Source organism: Ruegeria sp. HKCCD6426 (assembly GCF_057221115.1).
In genome coordinates this window covers 99,292-123,256 of sequence record NZ_JBWVBF010000003.1, presented here as the reverse complement: position 1 = coordinate 123,256, position 23,965 = coordinate 99,292, and the positions used below count along the sequence as shown (strand labels likewise).

At 56.0% G+C, this 23,965-nt stretch carries 23 protein-coding genes and 1 pseudogene; 14 read left to right on the top strand and 10 right to left on the bottom strand.

Features of this window, described 5'->3' with window-relative positions; translation table 11 throughout:
* Positions 1-371 precede the first annotated feature (371 nt).
* A complete protein-coding gene (locus AC2TDA_RS09430) occupies positions 372-1,847 on the top strand; it encodes a tetratricopeptide repeat protein (RefSeq protein WP_480879054.1) in 1,476 nt (491 codons plus the stop codon).
* A 305-nt stretch (positions 1,848-2,152) separates the two neighbouring features.
* On the opposite strand, the gene AC2TDA_RS09425 is transcribed toward AC2TDA_RS09430, so the two are convergent.
* Positions 2,153-2,953: a glutathione S-transferase family protein gene (locus AC2TDA_RS09425; RefSeq protein ID WP_480879053.1), complete on the bottom strand. Its 801-nt coding sequence runs from the start codon at positions 2,951-2,953 to the stop codon at positions 2,153-2,155.
* Positions 2,954-2,957: 4 nt separating this feature from the next.
* A complete protein-coding gene (locus tag AC2TDA_RS09420; protein ID WP_480879052.1) occupies positions 2,958-3,401 on the bottom strand; it encodes a cupin domain-containing protein in 444 nt (147 codons plus the stop codon).
* A 112-nt stretch (positions 3,402-3,513) separates the two neighbouring features.
* Here AC2TDA_RS09420 and AC2TDA_RS09415 point away from each other — a divergent pair, with 112 nt between their 5' ends.
* Both AC2TDA_RS09415 and AC2TDA_RS09410 read left to right on the top strand, forming a co-directional pair.
* Positions 3,514-4,446: a LysR family transcriptional regulator gene (locus AC2TDA_RS09415; protein WP_480879051.1), complete on the top strand. Its 933-nt coding sequence runs from the start codon at positions 3,514-3,516 to the stop codon at positions 4,444-4,446.
* Between the two features lie 113 nt (positions 4,447-4,559).
* Positions 4,560-5,066, top strand: coding sequence for a hypothetical protein (locus AC2TDA_RS09410; protein ID WP_480879050.1), 507 nt, complete (start codon positions 4,560-4,562; stop codon positions 5,064-5,066).
* 286 nt (positions 5,067-5,352) lie between these two features.
* Here the strand turns inward: AC2TDA_RS09410 and AC2TDA_RS09405 are convergent, their stop codons facing one another.
* Entirely contained in the window at positions 5,353-6,258 is a 906-nt protein-coding gene (locus AC2TDA_RS09405) for an AraC family transcriptional regulator (RefSeq protein WP_480879049.1), read from the bottom strand.
* A 104-nt stretch (positions 6,259-6,362) separates the two neighbouring features.
* Here AC2TDA_RS09405 and AC2TDA_RS09400 point away from each other — a divergent pair, with 104 nt between their 5' ends.
* Positions 6,363-7,190 (top strand): cysteine hydrolase family protein, encoded by an 828-nt coding sequence (locus AC2TDA_RS09400; protein ID WP_480879048.1) that lies wholly within the window; start codon positions 6,363-6,365, stop codon positions 7,188-7,190.
* A gap of 353 nt (positions 7,191-7,543) precedes the next feature.
* Here the strand turns inward: AC2TDA_RS09400 and AC2TDA_RS09395 are convergent.
* Positions 7,544-8,674, bottom strand: a pseudogene (locus tag AC2TDA_RS09395) (IS1182 family transposase); the annotation flags it as partial.
* Positions 8,675-9,369: 695 nt separating this feature from the next.
* Entirely contained in the window at positions 9,370-9,789 is a 420-nt protein-coding gene (locus AC2TDA_RS09390; protein WP_480846091.1) for an HIT family protein, read from the bottom strand.
* Positions 9,790-10,076: 287 nt separating this feature from the next.
* Here AC2TDA_RS09390 and ctaD point away from each other — a divergent pair, with 287 nt between their 5' ends.
* From ctaD to AC2TDA_RS09375, 3 genes are all read left to right on the top strand, one after another.
* The gene (gene ctaD / locus AC2TDA_RS09385) at positions 10,077-11,735 is read left to right on the top strand and encodes a cytochrome c oxidase subunit I (RefSeq protein ID WP_480879047.1); all 1,659 of its coding nucleotides are present in this window, start codon (positions 10,077-10,079) and stop codon (positions 11,733-11,735) included.
* A 145-nt stretch (positions 11,736-11,880) separates the two neighbouring features.
* Positions 11,881-12,480 carry a DsbA family protein gene (locus AC2TDA_RS09380; RefSeq protein WP_480846094.1) on the top strand — a complete coding sequence of 200 codons (600 nt, stop codon included), beginning with the start codon at positions 11,881-11,883 and terminating at the stop codon, positions 12,478-12,480.
* Positions 12,481-12,526: 46 nt separating this feature from the next.
* Positions 12,527-13,018: a DUF2244 domain-containing protein gene (locus AC2TDA_RS09375; protein ID WP_480879045.1), complete on the top strand. Its 492-nt coding sequence runs from the start codon at positions 12,527-12,529 to the stop codon at positions 13,016-13,018.
* A gap of 7 nt (positions 13,019-13,025) precedes the next feature.
* Here the strand turns inward: AC2TDA_RS09375 and AC2TDA_RS09370 are convergent, their stop codons facing one another.
* Positions 13,026-13,508 carry a GatB/YqeY domain-containing protein gene (locus AC2TDA_RS09370; protein ID WP_480846098.1) on the bottom strand — a complete coding sequence of 161 codons (483 nt, stop codon included), beginning with the start codon at positions 13,506-13,508 and terminating at the stop codon, positions 13,026-13,028.
* Positions 13,509-13,691: 183 nt separating this feature from the next.
* Here AC2TDA_RS09370 and carA point away from each other — a divergent pair, with 183 nt between their 5' ends.
* Positions 13,692-14,858, top strand: coding sequence for a glutamine-hydrolyzing carbamoyl-phosphate synthase small subunit (gene carA / locus AC2TDA_RS09365; RefSeq protein WP_480879044.1), 1,167 nt, complete (start codon positions 13,692-13,694; stop codon positions 14,856-14,858).
* Positions 14,859-14,939: 81 nt separating this feature from the next.
* Positions 14,940-16,859: a glycosyltransferase family 2 protein gene (locus AC2TDA_RS09360; RefSeq protein ID WP_480879043.1), complete on the top strand. Its 1,920-nt coding sequence runs from the start codon at positions 14,940-14,942 to the stop codon at positions 16,857-16,859.
* Here the strand turns inward: AC2TDA_RS09360 and AC2TDA_RS09355 are convergent.
* Positions 16,816-17,463 carry a GntR family transcriptional regulator gene (locus AC2TDA_RS09355; RefSeq protein ID WP_480846102.1) on the bottom strand — a complete coding sequence of 216 codons (648 nt, stop codon included), beginning with the start codon at positions 17,461-17,463 and terminating at the stop codon, positions 16,816-16,818. The genes AC2TDA_RS09360 and AC2TDA_RS09355 overlap by 44 nt on opposite strands.
* 100 nt (positions 17,464-17,563) lie before the next feature.
* Between AC2TDA_RS09355 and AC2TDA_RS09350 the strand changes: the two genes are divergently transcribed.
* The 3 genes from AC2TDA_RS09350 to AC2TDA_RS09340 all read left to right on the top strand — a co-directional run bounded on the left by AC2TDA_RS09350 (position 17,564) and on the right by AC2TDA_RS09340 (position 19,814).
* Entirely contained in the window at positions 17,564-18,208 is a 645-nt protein-coding gene (locus AC2TDA_RS09350) for a pyrimidine 5'-nucleotidase (RefSeq protein ID WP_480879042.1), read from the top strand.
* 86 nt (positions 18,209-18,294) lie between these two features.
* Complete coding sequence (locus tag AC2TDA_RS09345; RefSeq protein ID WP_480846105.1) at positions 18,295-18,543, top strand: hypothetical protein; 249 nt, start codon at positions 18,295-18,297, stop codon at positions 18,541-18,543.
* Between the two features lie 74 nt (positions 18,544-18,617).
* Positions 18,618-19,814: a UbiH/UbiF family hydroxylase gene (locus tag AC2TDA_RS09340; protein WP_480879041.1), complete on the top strand. Its 1,197-nt coding sequence runs from the start codon at positions 18,618-18,620 to the stop codon at positions 19,812-19,814.
* A 13-nt stretch (positions 19,815-19,827) separates the two neighbouring features.
* Here AC2TDA_RS09340 and AC2TDA_RS09335 read toward each other — a convergent pair whose 3' ends face one another.
* Positions 19,828-20,955 (bottom strand): aminotransferase class V-fold PLP-dependent enzyme, encoded by a 1,128-nt coding sequence (locus tag AC2TDA_RS09335; RefSeq protein ID WP_480879040.1) that lies wholly within the window; start codon positions 20,953-20,955, stop codon positions 19,828-19,830.
* A gap of 230 nt (positions 20,956-21,185) precedes the next feature.
* Here AC2TDA_RS09335 and AC2TDA_RS09330 point away from each other — a divergent pair, with 230 nt between their 5' ends.
* Complete coding sequence (locus AC2TDA_RS09330; protein WP_480846108.1) at positions 21,186-21,887, top strand: histidine utilization transcriptional repressor HutC; 702 nt, start codon at positions 21,186-21,188, stop codon at positions 21,885-21,887.
* Between the two features lie 6 nt (positions 21,888-21,893).
* Here AC2TDA_RS09330 and AC2TDA_RS09325 read toward each other — a convergent pair whose 3' ends face one another.
* Complete coding sequence (locus tag AC2TDA_RS09325; protein ID WP_480846109.1) at positions 21,894-22,352, bottom strand: Lrp/AsnC family transcriptional regulator; 459 nt, start codon at positions 22,350-22,352, stop codon at positions 21,894-21,896.
* Entirely contained in the window at positions 22,349-22,804 is a 456-nt protein-coding gene (locus tag AC2TDA_RS09320; protein ID WP_480846111.1) for an Lrp/AsnC family transcriptional regulator, read from the bottom strand. Before AC2TDA_RS09320 ends, AC2TDA_RS09325 begins: the two co-directional genes overlap by 4 nt.
* A gap of 131 nt (positions 22,805-22,935) precedes the next feature.
* On the opposite strand from AC2TDA_RS09320, the gene ilvC reads away from it, so the two are divergent.
* Entirely contained in the window at positions 22,936-23,958 is a 1,023-nt protein-coding gene (gene ilvC, locus AC2TDA_RS09315) for a ketol-acid reductoisomerase (RefSeq protein WP_480846113.1), read from the top strand.
* Positions 23,959-23,965: the final 7 nt, after the last annotated feature.

Sequence of the window (23,965 nt, the reverse complement as noted above, 5' to 3'; positions counted from 1 at the left end):
ATGTCCACTGACATATGTCAGATGACCGCTCTGAGCCCAGACCTGCCACCTAAAGTCAAAGGCATGCTGCACTTGCGTTCGGCAAGTCGCAGCCCTTTGCTGACATGCGAAGGGAGGGCGATGCTACGGGTGTTACATATGCGAGATCCGCCAACCATGTCACCGATGGCGCCGTTTATTTAGGCACGAGCACTTTTTCTGATGCCGTATGTTTTTCCCGTTTCGTATGAGAGGGCTTTCATCCCGCTGTAAGCAGTGGCCCCCAGGGGAGTCCAGACAGCATTCAGGACACGCTGGCCCTATTCGTGTAGAATACAGGCAAGCTAGGCTCTCATTCAATTTCGTTTCAGGCACAATATTGGAGAAAAGGAATGCAACATTTGCACCGCAAAACCCGCGCCACTCTTGTAGCCTTTCTCGGTACGGCGTGTTTGGTCGCACCCGCACCCTCAGTTGCGGTGGGACCGGGTTTTCAAACAAGCTGCACTCAAGAAGCCAATCAGGCTTTCAACGACGGGCTGAGCCTCTTACATAACATGATGTATGTTCAAGCAGAGGCGGCCTTCAATCAGGCGGCTGAAGCCGATCCCTCCTGCATCATGGCACAATGGGGCATCGCCATGGCGAACTTCCATCCGCTGTGGCCCGGCACACCGAGCGAGGCTGAAACGGAAAGGGGGACGGCAGCAGCCGAAAAGCTTGCCTCCATGACAACCGACAACGCGCTTGAGGAAGCACTTGTCGCGGCTGCCGCAGCATTCTATGCACCCGGCCAAGACGGTTATCGCGCTCAGATCAGCGCCTGGGCCGACGCGCAGATTGCGGCGGCCGAAGGAAACCCCGAGAATATTGATGCCGCCGCGTTTGCTGCGCTGGCGCGTCTGGCAACAGCGCCGCGCGGGCCAGCCCGGATCGAGGTCAATGCCCAAGTGGGAGACACTCTGGATGCACTGCATCAGTTACAGCCAGAACATCCCGGTATCATTCACTACGCAATCCATGCCTACGACAATCCCCCTCTCAAAGAGCGTGGACGGCCTTACGCCGAGATATATGACAAAACGGCCCCGAACGCGCCGCATGCGTTACACATGCCGGCGCATATCTTTACGCGCACGGGTGACTGGGAAAAGTCGATTGATCTCAACCGCCGCTCGGCCAGGGCGGCGTTCGAACAGTCCGGTGATACCATCCAGATCCATTATGCCCATGCCATAGACTACATGGTCTACGGTCATTTGCAGCTTGGCGAGTATGACGAGGCGGCCCGGCTTGTTGATGAGATCAATGCGATAGACAATCATCAGGTCAGTTTTGTCACCGCCTATGCGTTGGCAGCCGCGCCGGTAAGGCTATTGCTTGAACGAGACATGTGGGCAGAGGCCGCAGCGTTGTCACCCGACTTGCACCCCACAATTCCCTGGGAGGAATTTCCACAAACCTTTGTCATGCTCTGGTTTGCAAAAGGGCTGGGGGCCGCGCGAAGTGGCGACGTTGCCGCCGCTCAGACTGCTGTTGCCGAGCTCAAGGCCCTTCATGACGCGATGAAGGAGCGTGGGCAGGATTATTGGGCAAAGTTGACTGAAGGACAGATTCTAACCGTTGAAGCTTGGATTGCACTGGCGGAAGGCGATGAGGAACTCGCCCTTACCCAACAAAGTGCGGCCGCCGATCTTGAAGACGAGATTGGTAAAAGCCCGGTGACGCCCGGTCACGTGTTACCGGCTCGCGAACTCCTGGGTGACATGCTCGCGCAAATGGATCGAAAAGATGAGGCGGCTGACGCGTATCGCGCTACTTTGCTTCTTTCTCCGAACCGTGCACGAAGCGCAGCCGCACTCGAATAGCTACCGTTAGTACCAACCGACGTCACGACCGCAGCGAACGGCAACTAGGTGGCCTTCCAACCTGCCCCGGCGAACTAAGTTGAATGTCGGCTATGTCCCGCCCACCTGCCATCTGACACTGGAATTTGTACGTCCGGAATGTGCGGTTTTCGACCTGCCGCACATGCGAAAGAACGAAGCTCGCTAAACGGCAGGAATGCGCTCTTGTCACCAGTTCGGGCACGTCGCAAAGAAAGTCGGCAGTGAGCCCATTTTGTCCAATGCCGCGGCGCATACATGTCCGGTACTGAGTATCTACGACCTAGTCACGCGACAAGTCCCAGCTCTTTGTCGGTGGCTGTCGCCGCATACTTTTCCTTGGGGGGCATGGGTCTTGTTTGCCAAGGCGGTTCGAAGGCGAAGCTTGAAACGCTGCGGCCGTCAGGCAAGGCACCGTTTCCGGCCCCGAGCGCGTAGTCGTAGTAGAGTTTGACGATCTCTTCTTCGGTCACCTGCGCTGTTTCGGGATGCGCCATGCATGCATCACGCCACGCATGCACTCGGTCATAATCTTTGCCCTCGGGCAGTTTGAACCCTTCATAGTAGTCAAGGAACCAAAAGCGCTGGAATATAGGGGTAAAAACAGCCTCTGTCGAACCGAAGTCCTCAAACAAAAATGGGCCGGTCGGGTTGTGATAACCTAGGAAATTATCAAGGTCTCGATAAAGCGCCAGGAGTTTAATCAAATGCTCATCTCGGCGGGCCTGATCCTGATTCATGACAAAGAGATAGCCTGCCATTGTGAAGGGTCCTTCGCGGGCAATCAGCATCGACTCAATGGCGTGCTCGGCAGGATCACTGCGGCGCAATGGTGCCCCAGGTAGAGCCTCGTCAAGATAGCGCAGTATCACGAGGCTTTCTTTCAATATACGACCGTCGCTGGTTTCCAGCACGGGCAAGGCTGTCGTCCCTCGGGTCTTGGCTAGCAATTCCGGATCGCGTGGCTTGGTGATATCCACCAAACGAAATTCTACGGCATCCGTTAGTCCCCGCAACGCCAGTAGGATTTCCAGTCGCTGCGAGAAGGGACAGACGGGGATGTGATAGACGATGTGTTTCTTAGTCATGTGTTCAATCCAACGGCGGGCCGGTGAAGGCCATGTTGTGCCGCTTGGCGCTCTCTTCAATGGCGGGCATGTCCTCTGGGATACGGCACTGACCGGCTGCCATTTCGGAAAAGAAACCTTCGAATCCGCCGGGCGTCAGGATCACGAGATGGCGGCAAGGTTCGTCGTCTGTCACCTTGAATGTATGTTCCTTGCCACGAGGGATAAATACGCTTTCGCCGGCCCCTGCGGTGAACTCCTCGCCTTCCAACCAAAACCTGCATGAGCCGGTGAGGATCACGAATGTTTCGTCTTCGTTTTGATGCACATGGCGTGGAGGGCCGCTACCCGCAGGGGACCAGCTGTCCACGATGGACATAGCGCCGCCCGTTTGTTCTGGGCTGAGGATGGTTTTGTATTTTACGCCGAGCCATTCGATGGCTCCGTCGATTTGGGCTAGGTCTTTCATCGTTTCTCTCCATTAGCGTTGGATTGAAACGAAAGCGCTTCCGTTGACAGGAGCCTATCCGAAGGCCAACCTATCGGGCAAACCGCAATATATAATATAGGATATCGGCCAGGTGAATTTCGCGACACTCGACCTCAATCTTTTGCGCGTGTTGGACGCTCTCTTTCGCGAAGGCTCAACCGTCAAGGCGGCCGGCAAGCTAGCGATGTCGCAATCCGCGGTCTCTGGTGCGTTGTCGCGTCTTCGCCATACCTTGGACGACCCCCTTTTTGTCCGGCAGGGAAACCGTTTGGTTGCTACAGACTATGCAGCCAGGATTGCATCCGGTTTGCGCGAAGAACTCGAACGTCTTGAAGCTTTGCTAGCTCCACCGGCTACCTTTGATCCGCAAACCGCTGAAGGCACTTTCCGGATCGCAGCAAGCGATTTTTTCGCGGAACTTCTGATGCCACCTTTGGGTGATCTCCTGCAAAAGTCAGCGCCCAATCTACGAGCGCAACTGGTTGATCTGGTTCCGAATGACTATGTGGCCAGTCATGAACTACGCAACGCTGACATTGCGCTGATCCCGGACTTGGTACTACCGGACTGGGTCAATCGAAAGCCGCTCTTCCATTCGCCGTTCCACGTTATCGCACGCAAGGGAAATCCAAAGATTGAGGGGCTTCAGGAAGGGACGCAGATGCACATGGATACGTTCTGTGCACTCCACCACGTGTTGTTTTCCCCCGAAGGGAATCTGGCCGCGATGGGCGACGCTGCCCTTAGTCGCGTCGGAAGACAGCGACAGGTTGCTATGACCGTGCCCGTCTTTAGTGGCGTCTGTCGCGCGGTGAGCGAAAGCGACCTCATTGCGCTTGTGCCCGCGCAGCTTGCAAAGAAAGTCGCCAAGACATTCGGACTGCACGTGTTCGAACCTCCGATGCATATTGAACCGGCACTGATCATCGGCATCTGGCATAAGCGTTCCGACAACGCCCCGATGGCGGCCTGGATGCGTAGCCAAGTCTTCGAATTAATGAAGGGGTTGGACTTAGACAGTTAATCAAACTGTTCTACGCAACGCCCGTCGAACAGATACAAATTGATGATTCGAAAAACAGAATCGAAATAGATTCAACCAGCTTTTACAGACATTCGCGTGGGCGAAACGAACGAATGCATTGTCCGCTCACCTGTCTTTACCACCTGACGATGGACGTCCGGAAATTCGACACTGAAATCTGGCTGCAAACCGCGCGTGCCGGTGCTGAACTTGTCCAAAGCGCGTGTAACTTTTGCTACTATCAAGATTTCGCGAGCCTTGAGGCGGCGCACCGCGGAATTGTGGATACGCTTTCTGACTACGAAAGCCGCATACAAGAAAAAACGATGTGGCGGGTTGATCTACCGTTTCACGAACTTTTGGTCAGTGTCGAGGAGCGGTATTTCAATCACGACGCGCTTAAAACAATTCGGCAGGACGGAAGACCAAGATTCTGGGGTGACGCCTATAAAAGGTATAACAAGTTCAGCGCCTTCAAAGAGGCCAGCAAGGTCTACCTTTTGACGTCCACAAAACGCGAATGGCTTTGTTGCAAGCATGAAGATACGGCTTGGCTGGTTGATCCAACATCTGGTGAGAAAGTGGTCTCTGCACAAGTAACCGCCGAGAAAAGCGGTTGAGAGAATAGAGGCATTCAAAGCGCGTTTACACGGAGACGAATTACCCTAAGCCGACGTTGGCGCAAGTGCAGCGAATTCACACTTTGTCCGCACAGCAGGCTTTGGGGCCGTTAGAACCGGGTCAATGTCCACTGAATATGTCGGATGACCGCTCTGAGCCCATATCGGACATAGCCCAAGATAATGTTTATGGCCGCTCTGTCCGCTACGAGCCCGAGCGGACATTATTGTCGAATTTAGATGCTGCAAATGCCTGATGCAGCTAACGGCACTTTGCAGCAAAGCCTTATTCGGCCGCAACTTTTTTGAATTCGCTCGGTGAAACGCCAAATTCCTCTTTAAATGCCCGCGAAAAGTAGGTCCGGCTTCGATATCCTGCCATAGATGAAATCCGTTTTATGGGTAGATCGCATCGGGTTAACAGTTCGGCGGCCCTGCGTAGGCGAATTTTCCGAAGTACTTCTATGGCCCCAATCTTGTACGCCTTGCCAAATCGCGAAGCAAAAACCGATCGACTCAGTGCGCATTTTTCAGCAAGGCTTTCGAGATTATGGGCATATTCCGGATATTCGAGCATAGCCTCCATCGCAGGCCATAGTTTTTCATCTGTTGCACCATCAACCCACCACAACGACGGGTCTCCAGCAATGTGCCGCCTCCGAAATAGTCGAATTACGCATTGCTCTAGAAGGGATTCCGCCAGCGCTCGAGTCCCTATGTCCGGATGACTAACCTCATAGACGAACTGATCTAGCGCCATCCTCACGCGGTCTGTCGGTGACAAATGTTCGACAATCGGATGGCGAAGAAGATTCAATGCTCCACCACTGCCCCGGTAGGCGATTTCGAGGCGTCCGCATATGGCAAACAAAGGAGACCCTACCGAACTATCGCCAACGACAATGTTTGTCATTCCATCGATTGGCGGCAAGGTGCGTGGACGGACACCACCACCCGCACCACACACATGAAAAGCGTAGGTCAAATAGGCCGGTGCCAGCAACACTGTTCCTGGGGTCAACTGAACGTCAACATTATTCCCAATGTTAACTGTTGCCGACCCATCCAGTACATAATGCAGAATAGCAAAAGGCCGAACGCCAAAGTCCACGCGACAGTCCCCACGCAATTCGCATAGGGCGAAGGGACTCATTTTGATTTCCAGGGTCTCCAGAACGCGTTCGATGGACATGTCTGACCGCCCCCTCTCAGTTCCAGAAGACGCCTTTCAGACGATAAGGCACGGTCTTTTTCTTATTATGTTCGCAGTTTCGGTCCATTCAAGGAGAAAGTGTCATGTGCACCGACCCAAATTGCGACAATCAAACTGAAATCGGCCGTCGTGAGCTATTGACCAGCACTGTCGCCCTGGCCGCCGGTGGTGCTTTGCTTTCCGGAAAAGCACTTGCGGCTTCAGATCCAGACAGTTCTTATTCTGATCCAAGTGAACCAGCACTGCCGCCGACTGACGTGGAAGTCGGATTGTCCGATACTGCGTTAGTCGTAACCGACCCGCAGGTGGACTTTCTGAGTGAAGATGGCGTCACCTGGGGAGTTGTCGGAGCGTCTGTTCAGGAACATAACACGGTCGAAAACATTGGGCGTCTGTTTGAAGCTGCAAAGGCCCGCGGAATGACGATCGCCATTTCCCCTCACTACTATTACCCGTCTGATCATGGCTGGACCTTCGGTGGTCCACTCGAAAAACTGATGCACAAGATCGGAATGTTTGATCGGAAAGGTCCGTTGACACTTGACGGCTTCGACGGCTCTGGCGCTGACTTTATGCCACAGTACAAAGAGTACATTCTAGACGGGGAGACCATCGTCGCCAGCCCGCACAAAGTCTACGGCCCCGAAAACAACGACCTCAGTTTACAATTACGTAAACATGGTGTTTCGAAAGTCATCTTGGCGGGCATGTCAGCCAATCTGTGTCTGCAGGCCCATCTATACGAGCTATTGGAGCAGGGTTATCAAGTGGCTGTTGTTCGCGATGCCACCGCGGCAGCGAAGCTTCCGGAAGGGGACGGGTATCTGGCAGCATTAATCAATTTCCGTTATGTTGCTAACGGTCTCTGGACCACCGACGAGGCAGTCGAGAAAATTAAGGCAGCATCCTGAAACAAGCGGTGGATTTTAGCAAGCCACGTGGAAACAAGCTCGATGCTTAGAGTAGCGCCTCGACATCTCGACTTCTGACAAGCTAAACCGCTTCTCCCGCTTTGAGGGAGAAGCCTGCGCACAAAGCCTGCAAAATTTCTAACAGCGTGATCCCTTAGTGGGAGCAAAAAAGGTGCATTTCTGGCTTCTGAGGACAGCCATGAGACCTATTGTGGATCTATGCATTGCCGCTACGTGATGTGACAAACGCTTGAAACTGCGGCGAACGGCGGCTTAGTCCGGATTCTGTGGAAAAACAACGTATTGCTGGTGCAGAACGTTTGGCGCTGACCACTGTACGAGCGCCTTTCTTGTCAGGCTTTCCGCGTTTGCTGCGGTGCGGGAAAGATCTTGGCCAGTTTACGGAGGTTCTGGGCGGTGGCTGCGAGGAGAAATTCGTCGTTCGCACCACATGGGCCCCGTAATCGAAGCCTGCCCAGCCCGAGGATACGTTTGAGGTGGGCAAACAGCATCTCGACCTTCTTCCGAAGTTTCATCGAGACCTTGTATTGTCTGGTCTTGGCAATATCGCGGGCAAGTTGACGGGCGTCTTCGTGCTCTTCGCGGGTGATCTTACGTGCGTCCGTATTCGGGCAGCACTTTGCCTTCGATGGGCAGGTCTGGCAGGTCTGTTTGAGGGCGCGATAACGGGCTGTCCCTTTTCCGGACGGGACTCTCTTGGGATCTGAGTAATTACGGCGAAACTGTTTCAGTGCATGGCCCTCGGGACAGATGTATTGATCGTTTTCGGCATCCCATTCAAAGTCAGTGCGGGACCATGTGCCATCAGGGCGTCCGGCCTTGTCGATCACCGGAATATGAGGCGCGATCTTACGATCAACCAGCCAGCCCAACATCGGGCCAGATCCGTAGGCCGTGTCTGCGATCAGCCTCTCAGGGTGAAAGTCGAACCGCCTTTTAACCCGGTCCAGCATGGTCTTTGTCGACCCCACTTCGGCCTGCAGGATGGACCTGGTCGCTTCGACATCCACAATCACGCTGTGATCTGTATCGATGAGGTAGTTATCGGAATACGCAAAGAACGCTGGCGCCTTGTGCGCCGCTGTCCATTGGCTGGCAGGGTCGGAATATGAAATGAACTTAGGCTTGACCGGCGACGCAGCACCAAACGCGGCCTCATCCAGAGTTTCCAGATATTCCCGAACAGCACGCGGTGCGGTCTTGGCATCGATCCGTGCAGCATCCCATTCTTCCTGTGATGCTTAATATTGCTTGGTCGCCTCCGCCTCAATCAAGCTGGCATCAATCGCCATACGCTGGCCGCTGACCAAACCTTCTGCAATGCACCGTGCCACTGTCGTTTCGAACACGTACCGCAAGAGTTCACTCTCACGGAACCGACCATGGCGGTTTTTGGAAAAGGTCGAATGATCCGGCACTCGATCCGTCAGATCGAGGCGACAAAACCAACGATAAGCAACGTAATAGTGTTCACGATCCGCGTAGTTTGACGCCGAAAAAATGGAAGCGAAGCTGGGAACAACACACCAGGACAACACAAAAGCCGCGCCTCTCAGCGCGGCTTTTTCGTTTGGCGTCAGGTTTCAGGACAACTTTCAGGACAACTTTAACAAGCCGTTATTTGTAATTAATTGTTTTAACTGGCTCTTTTTTGCCATGAAAACCCACCCCATATCGGAACGGCAATTCTCTTTTTAGGACCTTTGACTTTCCAGATGTCCGAAACGCGCGGGACCAACGCAGGCCCGATCCACGCATTCCAGCTCCAGCGTTGTATGACCAATTGTAAACTGATCGCGCAATCTGGCTGACGCCGGCCTGAACGTCCCCTGCACGTGACCAATACTCACCCGCAATGACCAAATGGGCCGTCAGGGCTGGTTCGCGTTCCTGCATGTCCGGGGTAAGAAATCTGACGAGCCACCCGATATCGAGGCATTGCCGACGTTGGAAGGCCCGCAAGGATCTGACTTGAATTGCGCCCATGGCATTGCAGAACGACAGCCGGCTGATTGGCAGACCTCATCAGTAGGTCAAGGCGTCTTGAAAACGAGTTTCCACGCATCATGCGACGAGCAACGCGATCACGTCTGTGCCGTGTTAAACCCGTTTTGAAACCACGACGTGTGCAAAAGGTCTGAACCAGTGCATTGTAGCATCAGGTCAAAGCAGCTCGAACTTTCTCTGCATGTTCGGCAATCAGATCGAAATCACCCATTTTGCCGGGTGGGCGCAATGCAACACCGTCAAAGCGGGGCAATACGTGGAAATGCAGGTGAAAGACCTCCTGCCCACCAGCTTCTTCGTTGAACTGTTGGATGGTGACACCGTCGGCGTCAAAAGCTTCCTTGGCGGCTCCGGCAAGTTTCTGGACAGTTGCCATTGCAGCGGTCAGCTGCGCAGGTGAGGCATCCAGTATATTTCGGCACGGCGTCTTGGGAATGACCAACAGATGCCCGTCTGAACGCGGCATGATATCCATGAAGGCCAGTGTCTCATCATCTTCATAGACGCGCGATGCCGGGATTTCCCCACGCAAGATCTTGGCAAAGATGTTTTCGGGATCATAGGCTGTCATTTTGGCTCTCCGGTCCTGAGATTACCCTTTCTTCTGCGGCTCTACCCCCTGTGGGTCAAGGTTGAAATTGTATGCCGATGCATCTCTTGATTTATCGCGGGCAATACCCAGATAAGCGGCATCTGAGATCGATTTCCCGCTGGGCACCCCCTGCCCCGCGACAATTAATCTTGATCCAGATCAAACTCGGCCATTGAAGGTCGCCCCCTCGCAATCTAAAAACATCAGGAATCCCGCGCGTTGGAGAGGTCCGACAGCGCGGTGCAGTTGCAACAGGAGGCACCTAAATGGCAGACGCAGCCATTCATGGTCACGAGCATGAAGACAATCGCGGATTCTTTACCCGCTGGTTCATGTCGACCAACCACAAGGACATCGGGATTCTTTACCTGGTCGTTTCGGCGATCGCCGGTCTGATCTCGGTTCTGATGACCGTCTACATGCGGCTCGAGCTGATGCACCCCGGTGTTCAGTACATGTGCCTCGAAGGCTTCATGGCCGATCCATGCACGCCAAACGGACACCTGTGGAACGTCATGATCACCTATCACGGTGTTCTGATGATGTTCTTTGTGGTCATTCCAGCGCTATTTGGCGGATTTGGTAACTATTTCATGCCGTTGCAGATCGGTGCGCCGGATATGGCGTTCCCGCGGATGAACAACCTGTCCTTCTGGCTGTATGTCGCCGGTACTTCGCTGGGCGTGGCTTCGCTGCTGAGCCCCGGCGGTAACGACCAGCTCGGCTCGGGCGTCGGCTGGGTTCTGTACCCGCCGCTGTCGACGACCGAAGGCGGCATGTCCATGGACCTTGCGATCTTTGCCGTGCACGTATCAGGCGCCTCCTCGATCCTCGGCGCGATCAACATGATCACCACCTTCCTGAACATGCGCGCCCCGGGCATGACCCTGTTCAAGGTGCCACTGTTCAGCTGGTCGATATTCGTCACCTCATGGCTGATTCTGCTGTCGCTGCCGGTTCTGGCGGGCGCGATCACCATGTTGCTGATGGACCGTAACTTTGGGTTCACCTTCTTTGATCCGGCCGGTGGCGGCGATCCGATCCTGTATCAGCACATCCTGTGGTTCTTCGGCCACCCGGAAGTGTACATCGTGATCCTGCCCGGGTTCGGCATCATCAGCCACGTGATCGCGACCTTCTCACGCAAGCCGATCTTCGGTTACCTGCCGATGGTCTGGGCGATCATCGCGATTGGTGTTCTGGGCTTCGTCGTGTGGGCGCACCACATGTACACCGTGGGCATGTCGCTGCGCCAGCAGGCTTACTTCATGCTGGCCACGATGGTCATCGCGGTGCCGACCGGGGTTAAGGTCTTTTCGTGGATCGCGACCATGTGGGGCGGCTCGATCGAGTTCAAGACACCGATGCTGTTCGCATTTGGCTTCCTGTTCCTGTTCACCGTTGGCGGTGTGACCGGCGTTGTGCTGTCGCAGGCTGGTGTGGACCGTGCCTATCACGACACCTACTACGTTGTTGCACACTTCCACTATGTGATGAGCTTGGGTGCTGTGTTCGCGATCTTTGCCGGAGTTTACTTCTACTTCGGCAAGATAACTGGTCGTCAGTACTCGGAATTCTGGGGGAAAGTTCACTTCTGGCTGTTCTTCATCGGCGCCAACCTGACCTTCTTCCCGCAGCACTTCCTGGGCCGTCAGGGCATGCCGCGCCGCTATATCGACTACCCTGAGGCATTCGCCCTGTGGAACTACGTCTCGTCGATCGGCGCGTTCATCTCGTTCGCCTCGTTCCTGCTGTTCTTCGGCATCGTGTTCTACGCCCTGTTCCGTGGTGCACGTATCACCCAGAACAACTACTGGAATGAATACGCGGATACGCTGGAATGGACCCTGCCCTCGCCGCCGCCTGAACATACGTTCGAGCAGCTGCCCAAGCAGGAAGACTGGGACAAGGGCCACGCGCACTAAGCCCCGCACACTGAGATTGAAACCCCGCCCAAGTGGCGGGGTTTTACTTTTGCCAATACCAAAAAACTGCTGACCAGTCGCCAGATCGACAAAAATCGGCTATCCTGTGTCAGGCAATGCACCCGGCCAGACGGAGGGTCAGCCCATGCCAGAAATCGATTTTTGGTTTTCTGTAGGAAGCACATACAGCTTTTTGACCATCATGCGATTGGATGAATGGTGCGACGAGCATAACGCCACAGTTCATTGGAAGCCGTTCAATGTGCGAACCATCATGTCTGCTCAGAAAAACATCCCCTTTGCCGGTAAGCCTGTGAAATCTGCCTATATGTGGCGCGACATTGAACGCCGCGCCGCGAAGTATCAGATTCACGCAAAACTACCCGCGCCCTATCCGATTTCCGACCTCCCGTTGGCCAACCAGGTTGCTTTGCTGGGTATGACAGAAGGCTGGGGTAAGTCGTTTACACAGTCTCTCTATCGCGTCTGGTTCGAGGACGGTGTCGAAGCAGGCGGAGAAGAAGCAATTTCAGAAGCACTGCATCGTTGCCAGCAGGACCCACGGCTGACCCTTGCCCGTGCACGCAGCCCGGACACAATTGAGGCGCTGGAAACGGAAACTGCGTCTGCGATCAAACTGGGGGTCTTCGGCGCACCCAGTTTTGTTGTTCGGAACGAAGTGTTCTGGGGCGATGACAGGCTCGAGGACGCCCTGTCCTGGGCCCGGGTTGGCCACGTCGTCTGACGAATAATCCTTCGACTTTGGTGCGCGCTGCGATATGTGACAAACCATGCCTTACCGTTGGAAACAGATGTCGGAAGCCGAGCAGGAACTGCGCCTTTGGCCGCATAATTCCTTGCCGCCACGCGCCGCGATGGGCGTGGTGCTGGCTGTGTTCCTGTTTGGACTGATACCCCTTTTCGCGGTCCTGGGCTCGGTTCTGCTATGGGGGCTTCTGCCCTTTTTGCTGATCACAGTCCTGGGCCTTTGGCTGGCCTTTGAAATGAACTATCGCGCACGCAGCGTATTCGAAGTTCTTACGCTAAACAGAAACCACGCCCGGCTAGTTCATCACGACCCCCGAACCGGCGATCAGGAGTGGTCCTGCAACCGTCATTGGGCACGACCGGAAATGCACAAGACCGGGGGCCCTGTGCCACATTATGTTACCCTCATCGGAGATGGCCGCGAAGTCGAAATCGGGGCATTTCTGTCCGAAGACGAACGCATCGCTCTTTATGACGAGTTGATGCGAAAACTGCGCGAATCCGCCGCGCAGTAAACTATCTTTAGTTGCCGTTCGACGCTGCGCACAGATGGTCTTTGACCATAGGACCCACTTTGCCGAAATCCATTTGGCCGGTGTACCGGGTCTTGAGCTCACCCATCACCTTGCCCATGTCGCGGATCGATCCCGCGCCGGTGGCAGTAATGGCCGTCTGGATGGCTTTAGCCACCTCGTCATCGTCCAGCTGTTTGGGCAGGAACTCCTCGATCACCTCAACCTCGCGCATCTCACGCTCGGCCAGATCCAGGCGTCCACCTTCCTCATAAGCGCGCGCACTTTCTTTGCGCTGCTTGGTCATTTTGCCAAGAATTTCAAGTACCTCGGCATCGCCGCAGCCCTTGGCCTCTTCATTGTCCAAGGCTCGCGCAGCGATATCGCGATCCTTGATCGCGGCATTGATCAGGCGCAGAGTCGACAGGCGCATCGCCTGCTTATCTTTCATTGCTTGCTTCAGGGCGGCATTCACCCTTGATCGCATATCCATTTGGTCTGTCCATCCCCATGGCAACGGAACCCCGAACATATCTAAACAAAAAGCGCGACACAACAGGATACAAATAGTGCTAAGTTATTGAAATTCAACAATAGCCTAAAATTTGAACAGACTTGACCCAGCGGCGTATCCCCCTTAGGAATGCGCCGGTTTACCCAACAGGAGAGTCGCGCCATGGCCCAGAACGCCCCGTCCAAGCCCACCGCATGTCTGGCATTGGCCGACGGAACACTGTTCTACGGCATCGGGTTCGGCGCAATCGGCCAGACCGTGGCCGAGCTGTGCTTCAACACCGCGATGACAGGTTATCAGGAGATCATGACAGACCCGTCTTACGCGGGGCAGATCGTGACCTTCACTTTTCCACATGTCGGCAATGTCGGTGTGAACCCCGAGGATGACGAAACCGGTGATCCGGTCGCCGAGGGGATGGTGGTCAAATGGAACCCGACCGAACCGTCGAACTGGCGCTCGGCCGAAGAATTGAAGGGCTGGCTGGCACGCCGCGGTCGTATCGCCATTGGCGGAGTTGACACTCGCCGCCTGACACGGGCGATCCGCCAGCAGGGCGCACCCCACGTGGCGCTGGCCCACGATCCGGATGGCAATTTTGACATCGAAGCTTTGGTCGCTGCTGCACGCGATTTTGCCGGGTTGGAAGGTATGGACTTAGCCAAGGACGTCACCTGCGCCCAAAGCTATCGCTGGGATGAGATGCGTTGGGCCTGGCCCGATGGCTATCAGCCACAAGAGTCACCAGTGCACAAGGTCGTGGCGCTGGATTTCGGCGCTAAGCGGAACATTCTGCGCTGTCTGGCTTCGGCCGGATGCGATGTGACCGTCCTGCCTGCCACTGCAACAGCGGCGGAAGTTCTGGCGCACAATCCGGATGGGGTATTTTTGTCGAACGGCCCCGGAGACCCGGCAGCGACCGGCGAATACGCCGTTCCAATGATCAAAGAGGTTCTGGACACGACTGACCTGCCCGTTTTTGGCATCTGCCTAGGCCACCAGATGCTGGCGCTCGCACTGGGCGGTCAGACCGTCAAGATGAACCACGGCCACCACGGCGCCAACCACCCGGTCAAGGATCTGGAGACCGGCAAGGTCGAGATCACCTCGATGAACCATGGCTTTGCTGTGGATGCGCAGTCCCTGCCAGACGGTGTCGTGGAAACGCACCGATCGCTGTTTGACGGGTCGAACTGCGGCATCCGAATGTCTGATCGTCCGGTTTATTCAGTACAATACCACCCGGAAGCCTCTCCCGGCCCGCAAGACAGTTTCTATTTGTTCGAACGCTTTGCAAACGCCATGGCAGGCAGAAAGGCGCAAGCCTAGTCTGGCTATCGTTCAGTGTTAACCTGACATTAACCCTGATTCAGCAACCCTGTCGCACAGTACCGGCGGCAGGGTTTCTTTATGGTCGAACTGAATTTTCAACGTCTGGCACCGGCACGTCCCGTTCCCAGTCCCCGTGGCCGAAAACCACTGGGCGCGCGGCTGCTGGAACAGGGCGTCATAACACCGGAACAATTGGCGAAAGCCCTGCACCTGCAGCGCCGACAAAACGCACTGTTGGGAGAGATACTGGTGGGCGAAGGCTGGGTCGGACGACAAGATATCCTTGCGGCCCTTTCTGACCAAAGTGGATTGCAAATCGCTGATTTTTCGAAAACACCCCCAGACCCGGCCCTTTGTGCGATCAAACCAGTCGAATTCTGGCTTGAGCACAACGTCATTCCCTGGATGCGCGTCGGGCCTTTGCTTCTGGTTGCCACCTGGCGGCCCGACCGATTTGATACTGTTGCCAACGCGCTGCGCGAACAAAGCCTTTCCGCCATTCCGGTGCTAGCCAGCAACAGTCAGATCGACAAGGCGCTGGCAGATGTATTTGCGGAACCGCTGGCACAGGCTGCGGAGGCGCGCGTGGACCAAGAACAAAGCTGTCGCACATGGACAGCTCGCTCGCGGTTGGGACCGGTCGTTTTGCTGATCTTGCTCTGCACTATATGCGCCATGCTGCCCCATTTCGGTTTGGCGCTCTTGCTGGGAGCAACGGTTTTGACGTTGGTCATGTTTCTGGTTCTCCGACTGGCTGGGCTGATCGTCTATCTGCTTCCGCGCACCAAACCGTCAGAGCCACCGGAGAAGGTCGAATCCGGCCTGCCCTGCGTCTCAATTCTGGTGCCATTATTTGAGGAAAAGGAAATCGCTGATGCGCTGATCTCGCGGCTTCAAAGGCTGACCTATCCCAAGGCATTGCTGGATGTAATTCTGGTACTTGAAGAACGGGACGAAATAACGCGACTGACCTTATCCAATGTGGAATTACCGAGCTGGATACGTGTGATCGAGGTTCCAAAGAGGGGCGACCTGACGACCAAGCCGCGTGCCATGAACTATGCGCTGGATTTTTGTCGGGGTGATATACTTGGCGTTTGGGATGCGGAAGATGCGCCAATGCCGGATCAGATCGAAACGGTTGTTCGCCACTTTGCCAAGGCCCCTGAAGACGTCGTCTGCCTTCAAGGTGCATTGGATTATTACAACCCGCGCACCAACTGGCGGTCGCGCTGTTTTACCATAGAATACAGTGGCTGGTTCCGGGTCGTTCTGCCCGGCATCGCCAGGCTGGGTCTGGTCGTTCCGCTGGGCGGTACGACGTTTTTTTTTCGCCGTGACAAGCTGCTGGAGCTCGGCGGCTGGGATGCCCACAACGTAACTGAAGACGCCGATCTGGGTGTCCGCCTCAGCCGCGCGGGCTATCGCACCGAAATCGTGAATACGGCAACATATGAAGAGGCAAATTTTCGCGCCTGGCCTTGGGTCAAACAACGCTCACGTTGGCTCAAAGGGTTTATGGTCACTTATTTGGTACACATGAGATCACCACGCCGTTTGCTGTGCGAACTGGGGGCGCTCCGGTTTCTGGGCGTTCAGGCATTCTTTCTCGGAACAGTAGGACAATTTCTGCTAGCACCGGTTTTGTGGGTGCTCTGGCTCGCCTATTTGGGGCTGCCCCACCCATTTCAGGCCATCATCCAAAACGATTTAATGTCGGTATGCTTCTACCTGTTTTTTCTGGCTGAGGCGGCAAATTTTCTGGTCGGGACATTGGGGGTTGCGGCCGGGAACAGAAAATTCCTGATCCCGTGGGTTCCGACAATGATACTTTATTTCCCGCTAGGAGTTCTGGCTGCGTACAAGGGGTTGTGGGAGCTGGCCGTCAAACCATTTTTCTGGGACAAGACACAACACGGCCACGCAGCCGAGGAATTTCCGACCACCAAACACCTTATTTCTCGCGCTGCACCGCTTCCTGTTTCAGGCGGGTCATGAAGGCGACCGAGATATGGTCTTTCAGCGCCAGCCCTGCTGCATCTTCGTCGCGGGCAGCAATAGCCTCGACGATGCCCTTGTGTTCGCCCTGTGCAATTTCACCGCGCCCCTGAACGGCCAGCGACGTTGTCGCCATCAACGCCATTGTCCTATGCACGAGGTCAAGCTGCTGTACCAGGTATCGGTTGTGCGAAGCCAGATGGATCTGCTCATGGAACCGCCGATTGGCACGCGACAGGGCCGTTGGATCATCCACCAACGCGTCATCGGCCGCGACCATGTCCTGCAGCACTTTGATCTCTTCTACGGTTGCATGACGGGCAGCCAACCGCGCAGCCAGGCCCTCAAGCTCGCGCCGCACCACATAAAGCTCGGCCATCTGGTTGTGATCCAGCGACGCCACAATCAGAGATCGCCCATCCCGTTCCAACAGCGATTGCGTCTCGAGTCTCTGCAGCGCCTCGCGGATCGGAGTTCGCGACACGCCGAACCGCTCGGCCAGCTCGCTTTCAACCAGACGGTCGCCCGGCTTGTAGACACCTACATCAATCGCTTCGAGTATCAGGCTGTAGGCGTCCCTGTTGGACTGTTTGCTCTGGGGCATGGGGTCTTTGTCTCCTCGTTCGGACATGTCTATCCGTCACAGGGGGCCACGATCAAGAGCAGGCATTGAAAACCGCACCGGCGCGGCCTAAACCGAACTCATGGTGAAACAAGCCTTTGATCACGTCACCCAATGGGTGTTCGACCTCGACAACACGCTGTACCCACCGCATATGCGCCTGTTCGATCAAATCGAGGTGCTGATGACGGATTACGTGGTGCAGGCCATTGGTGTGGACCGCCCCGAGGCGGATCGGCTGCGCAGTCACTATTGGCGTCAATATGGAACCACGCTGGCCGGGCTGATGGCCGAACATGACCTGGACCCCGTTCCCTATTTGCACGCAGTACATCAGGTGGACATGAGTCATATGGAACCCGACGTGGCGTTAGCCGATCATATCCGCGCTTTGCCGGGTCGATGCATCGTCTACACCAACGGTTCGGCCCCTTACGCAGAACGCGTTTTGGCGGCTCGTGGCCTGAACGGATTGTTCGACGCGATCTATGGTGTGGAACACGCGGGTTATCGCCCCAAACCCGAAAAGGCGGCATTTGAGTCGATTTTTTCTCAGGACGGCATACAGACTGAACTTGCCGCCATGTTTGAAGACGATCCACGCAATCTGGCCGCGCCGCACGCGATGGGAATGCGTACCGTACACGTGTCCCCGGACCCGCACGAGGCAGATTACATTCACCATCACACGGATGATTTGACCGCGTTTCTTGCCCGACTGCGATAGGCTGACGCACTGCGACATTCTGCTCATTCTGCACGTGCAGCATCCTCCCTATATGCGCATCAGCAGCGAACAGAACGGAGACCCCCATGAGCGCGATCGAGATGCCTCGGCGCCTGCCCATCTGGCAGCGCCTGTTTTTTGCAATCCCCCTGTTTGGATGGTTGGCACGTGATGCCGCCAACGGAACAGCCAGAGATTGGTTTTATACTGCCGCCGCAATCGTCAGCATGTGGGGCTGTTCTGTGATGTTGTTCGGTATACCGGGCCTGTACTTGCCGGCATTGGCCATGGTCCCGATGATGTTCCTGATCCTCATCCTGATTTCACGCGGGTGAGATACGGGACAGGATGTCACTTGGCACGCCCAGCAGTTCGGAACTAGTGTCTGCCTGCAACGGAGATACTCGCCATGACTGACAGCTGTGACATCCTGATTTCCGGAGGCGGTATCGCCGGGCTGACCGCGGCTGCCGCCTTTGGTGCCGCCGGGTTCGACGTGATTTGCGTCGACCCCGCGCCTCCGATCACGGAACGGGATGTTGATGGGTCGGACCTGCGTACGACGGCCTTTCTGCAACCGGCCCAAGGGCTGCTGGAACAATGCGGTTTGTGGCAGCGACTGGAGGCCCACGCGGCACCGCTTCAAATCATGCGCATCGTAGATGCCGGCGGAGAGGTACCCGAACCTCGTGTCGTGCGCGATTTCAACGCGTCTGACATTTCCGAACACCCATTTGGCTGGAACCTGCCCAACTGGCTGTTGCGGCGCGAGATGGTGGCGCGACTTTCCGAATTGCCAAACGTCGATTTCCGGCCCGGCACCGGCACCGTCAGTCTGTTCACCCGCACAGCCGAGGCGCGTGTGGGCCTGGGTGATGGATCTCGTGTCCGATGTAAGCTGGTGGTAGCAGCCGATGGTCGTGCCTCGCCCATGCGCGAGGCTGCGGGTATCAATGTCCACACCACACGTTATGGTCAGAAAGCGCTGGCCTTTGCCGTCACACACCCGATTCCTCATGACAATGTTTCAACCGAAATCCATCGCTCGGGCGGCCCGTTCACACTGGTGCCGTTGCCTGATTGGAAGGGCCAGCCCTCCTCGGCCATAGTCTGGATGGAACGCGGTCCGCGCGCTGTGGAATTGCTGAACACCAAACCAGAGGCATTCGAGGCCGCAATGACCGAACGGTCTTGCGGGTTGTTTGGTCCGCTGAAATTGGCCTCACGCCGGACGATCTGGCCAATCATCAGCCAGTCGGCTGAACACCTGTCGGGCGAGCGTGTCGCCCTGATGGCCGAAGCTGCCCATGTGGTGCCCCCGATTGGTGCGCAGGGTTTGAACATGTCACTTGGCGATCTGCGTAGTCTGCTGGACCAGGCGCAAGCCCGCCCCGAAGGGCTGGGAGACGCACAGATGCTCGAGGCGTATCACAAGGCCCGCCACAACGAGATTGCGCTGCGCGTCAAAGGCATCGACTTGCTGAACCGCGCCTCGATGATCGAAGCGCGCCCTTTGCGGGATGCGCGGGCCATGGGACTGAATGCGCTCTATTCCCTGCCACCTGTACGGAAGACTCTGATGCAGATGGGCCTCGGCGTGCGCTGAAGCCCGCTGGGCGTTACAGAACCTGATCCAGCACGCGTTTCAACCGTGCAATCGTGCCGTCGACATCATACAGCTTGTCCAGACCGAACAGGCCCAGACGGAACGTGCTGAATCCTTCGGGCTCGTCACATTGCAGCGGTACCCCGGCCGCAATCTGCATGCCCAGAGCGGCGAATTTCTTGCCGTTCTGGATCTCGGGATCCGACGTATAGCTGACCACCACGCCCGGCGCGCCAAACCCATCGGCAGCAACTGACATGATGCCCATATCCTTGAGCACCGCCCGAACGCCATCTCCCAGAGCCCATTGCGCTGCACGCAGCTTTTCGAACCCGTAATCCCGTGTCTCAACCATTGTATCGCGGAACGCGCGCAATGCGTCCGTCGGCATGGTCGCGTGATAGGCGTGGCCTCCGTTTTCGTAGGCTTGCATGATCTGACGCCATTTCTTCAGGTCGATGGCAAAACTGTCTGATGTCGTCTCGGCCAGACGCGCCTCGGCCCGTTCCGACAGCATCACCAGTCCGGCACATGGCGATGCGCTCCACCCCTTTTGCGGGGCCGAGATCAGAACGTCTACGCCGGTCGCTTTCATGTCAATCCAGACACAACCCGAAGCAATACAGTCCAGAACCATCAACGCGCCGACCTCATGCGCGGCGGCGGCCATGGCGGTCACGTAGTCATCCGGCAAAATCACCCCGGCAGCAGTTTCGACATGCGGTGCAAAAACGATGTCAGGGCGCTGTTCGCGAATGGTCGCCACAACCTCTTCGATCGGTGCGGGGGCGAAGGGGGACGGACTGCTGTTACCGGTCTCCCGCGCCTTCAGCACCGTTGCATTCGCTGTCAGCCCCCCGGTTTCAAGGATCTGACTCCAGCGATAGGAAAACCAACCGTTGCGTACTACTAGAGCATTGGCCCCACGCGCAAACTGTCGGGCAACGGCCTCCATCCCATATGAGCCACCGCCCGGAATGACAGCCACCCCGTCGGCGTTATACACCTCGCGCAGTAACCCCGATATATCACGCATCACCTGCTGAAAGCTCGCCGACATGTGATTGAGTGACCGGTCCGTAAAAACAACCGAAAACTCTTCGAGACCATCCGGGTCAACATGTTCCAGCAATGCAGGCATTTCCTGTCCTTTCCTGACGTTTGTTCGTTTCTGCACCGTCTCGTCGCGAAGGTAAAGCCAGACAAACCCGATGCGTTGACCCGAGGTCAATGGTAACTGTCAGTATTAATTTGATATTTCTTAAGCCACAATATGAAGAAATGACGCCAAATAGTGTCACCCTCTCTTTACACCATGGCGTGTTTCTGACCAGATACGCACACTTTGAAATAGAAAAGGTATTGTTCTACGTGACTTCGCAAAAACGGATTAGTTTTCAGGTTGTTCGGGACGAGGTGAAAAGGCGGATCGAGGCGCGCGTCTGGCCTCAGGGATCGCTTTTGCCAACGGAAACACAATTGGCCGAGGAATTCAATTGCGCCCGCGCCACCGTGAATCGTGCCTTGCGCGAACTTGCGGACCAAGGATTTGTCGAACGTAAACGCAAAAGCGGGACCCGCGTCAAGAAAGAGCCGCGAAAGCAGGCCAAGCTGGAAATTTCTCTGGCCCGTCAAGCCGTTGAAAGCCAAAATTCCGCTTACCGCTACGCGCTGGTCGAACGTAACCTTGTCTACAGCCCTGGCTGGCTGACCTCACAACTCAACGTTGAGCCTGACGCCCGCGTGCTGCACGTGATCTGTATGCACTATGCGGACAACCGCCCGTTTCAACTGGAAGAGCGTTGGATCAATATCGAAGCCGTTCCTGACGTAGAGCATGCCGACCTGAGCAAAAGCGGCCCGCATGAATGGTTGCTGAACGCGTCCCCCTTTACCGAAGCCGAAATCGCGTTCTGCGCAATCTCGGCTGACAGTCGCTTGGCCGAGTACATGGGCACCACAACCGGTGCTTCTATGATCCAACTGGAGCGCACTACCTGGAAAGACGGGCAGCCGATGACATTTGCGCGTATGACGCATCACCCGGGGTATTGTATCCGTACCAGCTACTGACGGCGGTCAGGCTATCGGTCCCGGTAGGCGTTCTTCGCTCAGCAAGACATTTGCTTCGACATCCCCTGCCCCGGGCAGGGTCATGATCCTCCGCCTAAGCACCCGTTCAAAGTCGGACAGGTCGCGGGCGACCACCCGCAAACGATAGTCATATAGCCCCAATACATGCTCGACGGTCTGAACCTCAGGAATGGCGCTGACGGCGCGTTCAAAATCCTCAAGACTGACGTGGCCCTTTCGCGCCAGCTTCACACCGAGGAAAACAGTGACCCCAAATCCCAAAGCCTCGGCATTCAGCCGCAATCGACGCCCCTTGATGATCCCGGCCTGCTCCAGCCGTCGAATACGCCGCCACGTAGCAGGCTGACTCAGACCGAACCGACGGCCCAGCGCCCCGGCACTCTGCGTTGCATCCTGAATCAATGCGCGCAGAATCTTACGGTCAATTTCATCCAGATCGATCATACCGGCAAAACCTCATCCCGCTTGAGCCGCGCAATATGCATCAGGGCTTCGATATCCGCGATATGCGGCAATGTTAGAATACGGTCTCTGTACACCTGCTGATAGTGGGGCATATCGCGAGCCAGTACAGACAGGCGTACATCAACGCGCCCCAGGAAAGTCTGTATCTCGATGACCTCAGCCACTAGGCGTGCGGCGGCGGTGAATTCGTCAAATGCGCGTGGTTGTGTCTTGTCCAATGTGATCCGCAGGGAAACTTCGACCGCGTAACCCAGCGCGGCCCAGTCGATCACCGCCTCTTGCCCCAAAATGACCCCGGCGGCCTGCATTTTTTCGATCCGGCGCCAACAGACCCCCGAGCTGATCCTGCACAGGTCCGCAAGTTCCGCCGCAGACAGGCTGGGGTTAGCCTGAAAATGCCGCAGGATACGTCGATCCAGATCATCAAGCATGATTTTTTCACTTTCAATAAGTTTGGCGAATTATTCTTCGCCAATTTCCAAATTACTTAACCTCATACTACTCGCCAATAGCAAATTGCATGGGTAAAAGCACAGCAATCGAAACTGAAAGGACCGGCCAAATGCGCGTCTATTACGATCGCGATTGCGACATCAACCTGATCAAAGACAAAAAAGTAGCCATCCTGGGCTATGGTTCGCAAGGTCACGCCCACGCGCTGAACCTGCGCGACTCGGGTGCCAAGAACCTTGTTGTTGCCCTGCGCGAAGGCTCGGCATCGGCCAAGAAAGCCGAAGGTGAAGGTCTGCAGGTGATGGGTATCGCCGAAGCGGCTGCCTGGTGTGACGTCATCATGTTCACCATGCCCGATGAATTGCAGGCCGAGACCTATAAGAAATACGTCCACGACAACATCAAGCCCGGCGCCGCGATTGCGTTCGCTCACGGCCTGAACGTTCACTTCGGGCTCATTGAACCGAAAGAAGGCGTCGACGTCATCATGATGGCCCCCAAAGGCCCCGGCCACACCGTGCGTGGCGAATACACCAAAGGCGGCGGTGTGCCCTGCCTGGTGGCTGTGCATAACGACGCAACCGGCAAAGCACTGGAAATCGGTCTGTCGTACTGCTCGGCCATTGGTGGCGGTCGTTCCGGCATCATCGAGACCAATTTCCGTGAAGAGTGTGAAACCGACCTGTTCGGCGAACAGGCTGTTCTGTGCGGCGGTCTGGTTGAACTGATCCGCTGCGGCTTTGAAACTCTGGTCGAAGCGGGCTACGCGCCCGAGATGGCCTATTTCGAGTGTCTGCACGAAGTGAAACTGATCGTTGACCTGATCTATGAAGGTGGCATCGCCAACATGGATTACTCGATCTCGAACACGGCAGAATACGGCCAGTACGTGACCGGCCCGCGTATCCTGAAGTATGACGAGACCAAAGCTCGTATGAAAGCGGTTCTGGACGACATCCAGCAGGGCAAATTCGTCCGTGACTTCATGTTGGAAAACGCTGTTGGCCAGCCTACCATCAAAGCGGCCCGTCGCGCCAATGACGAGCATCAGATTGAAGAAACCGGCGCAAAACTGCGCGCCATGATGCCCTGGATTTCTGCCGGCAAAATGGTCGACAAAGAAAAGAACTAAGCCTGGC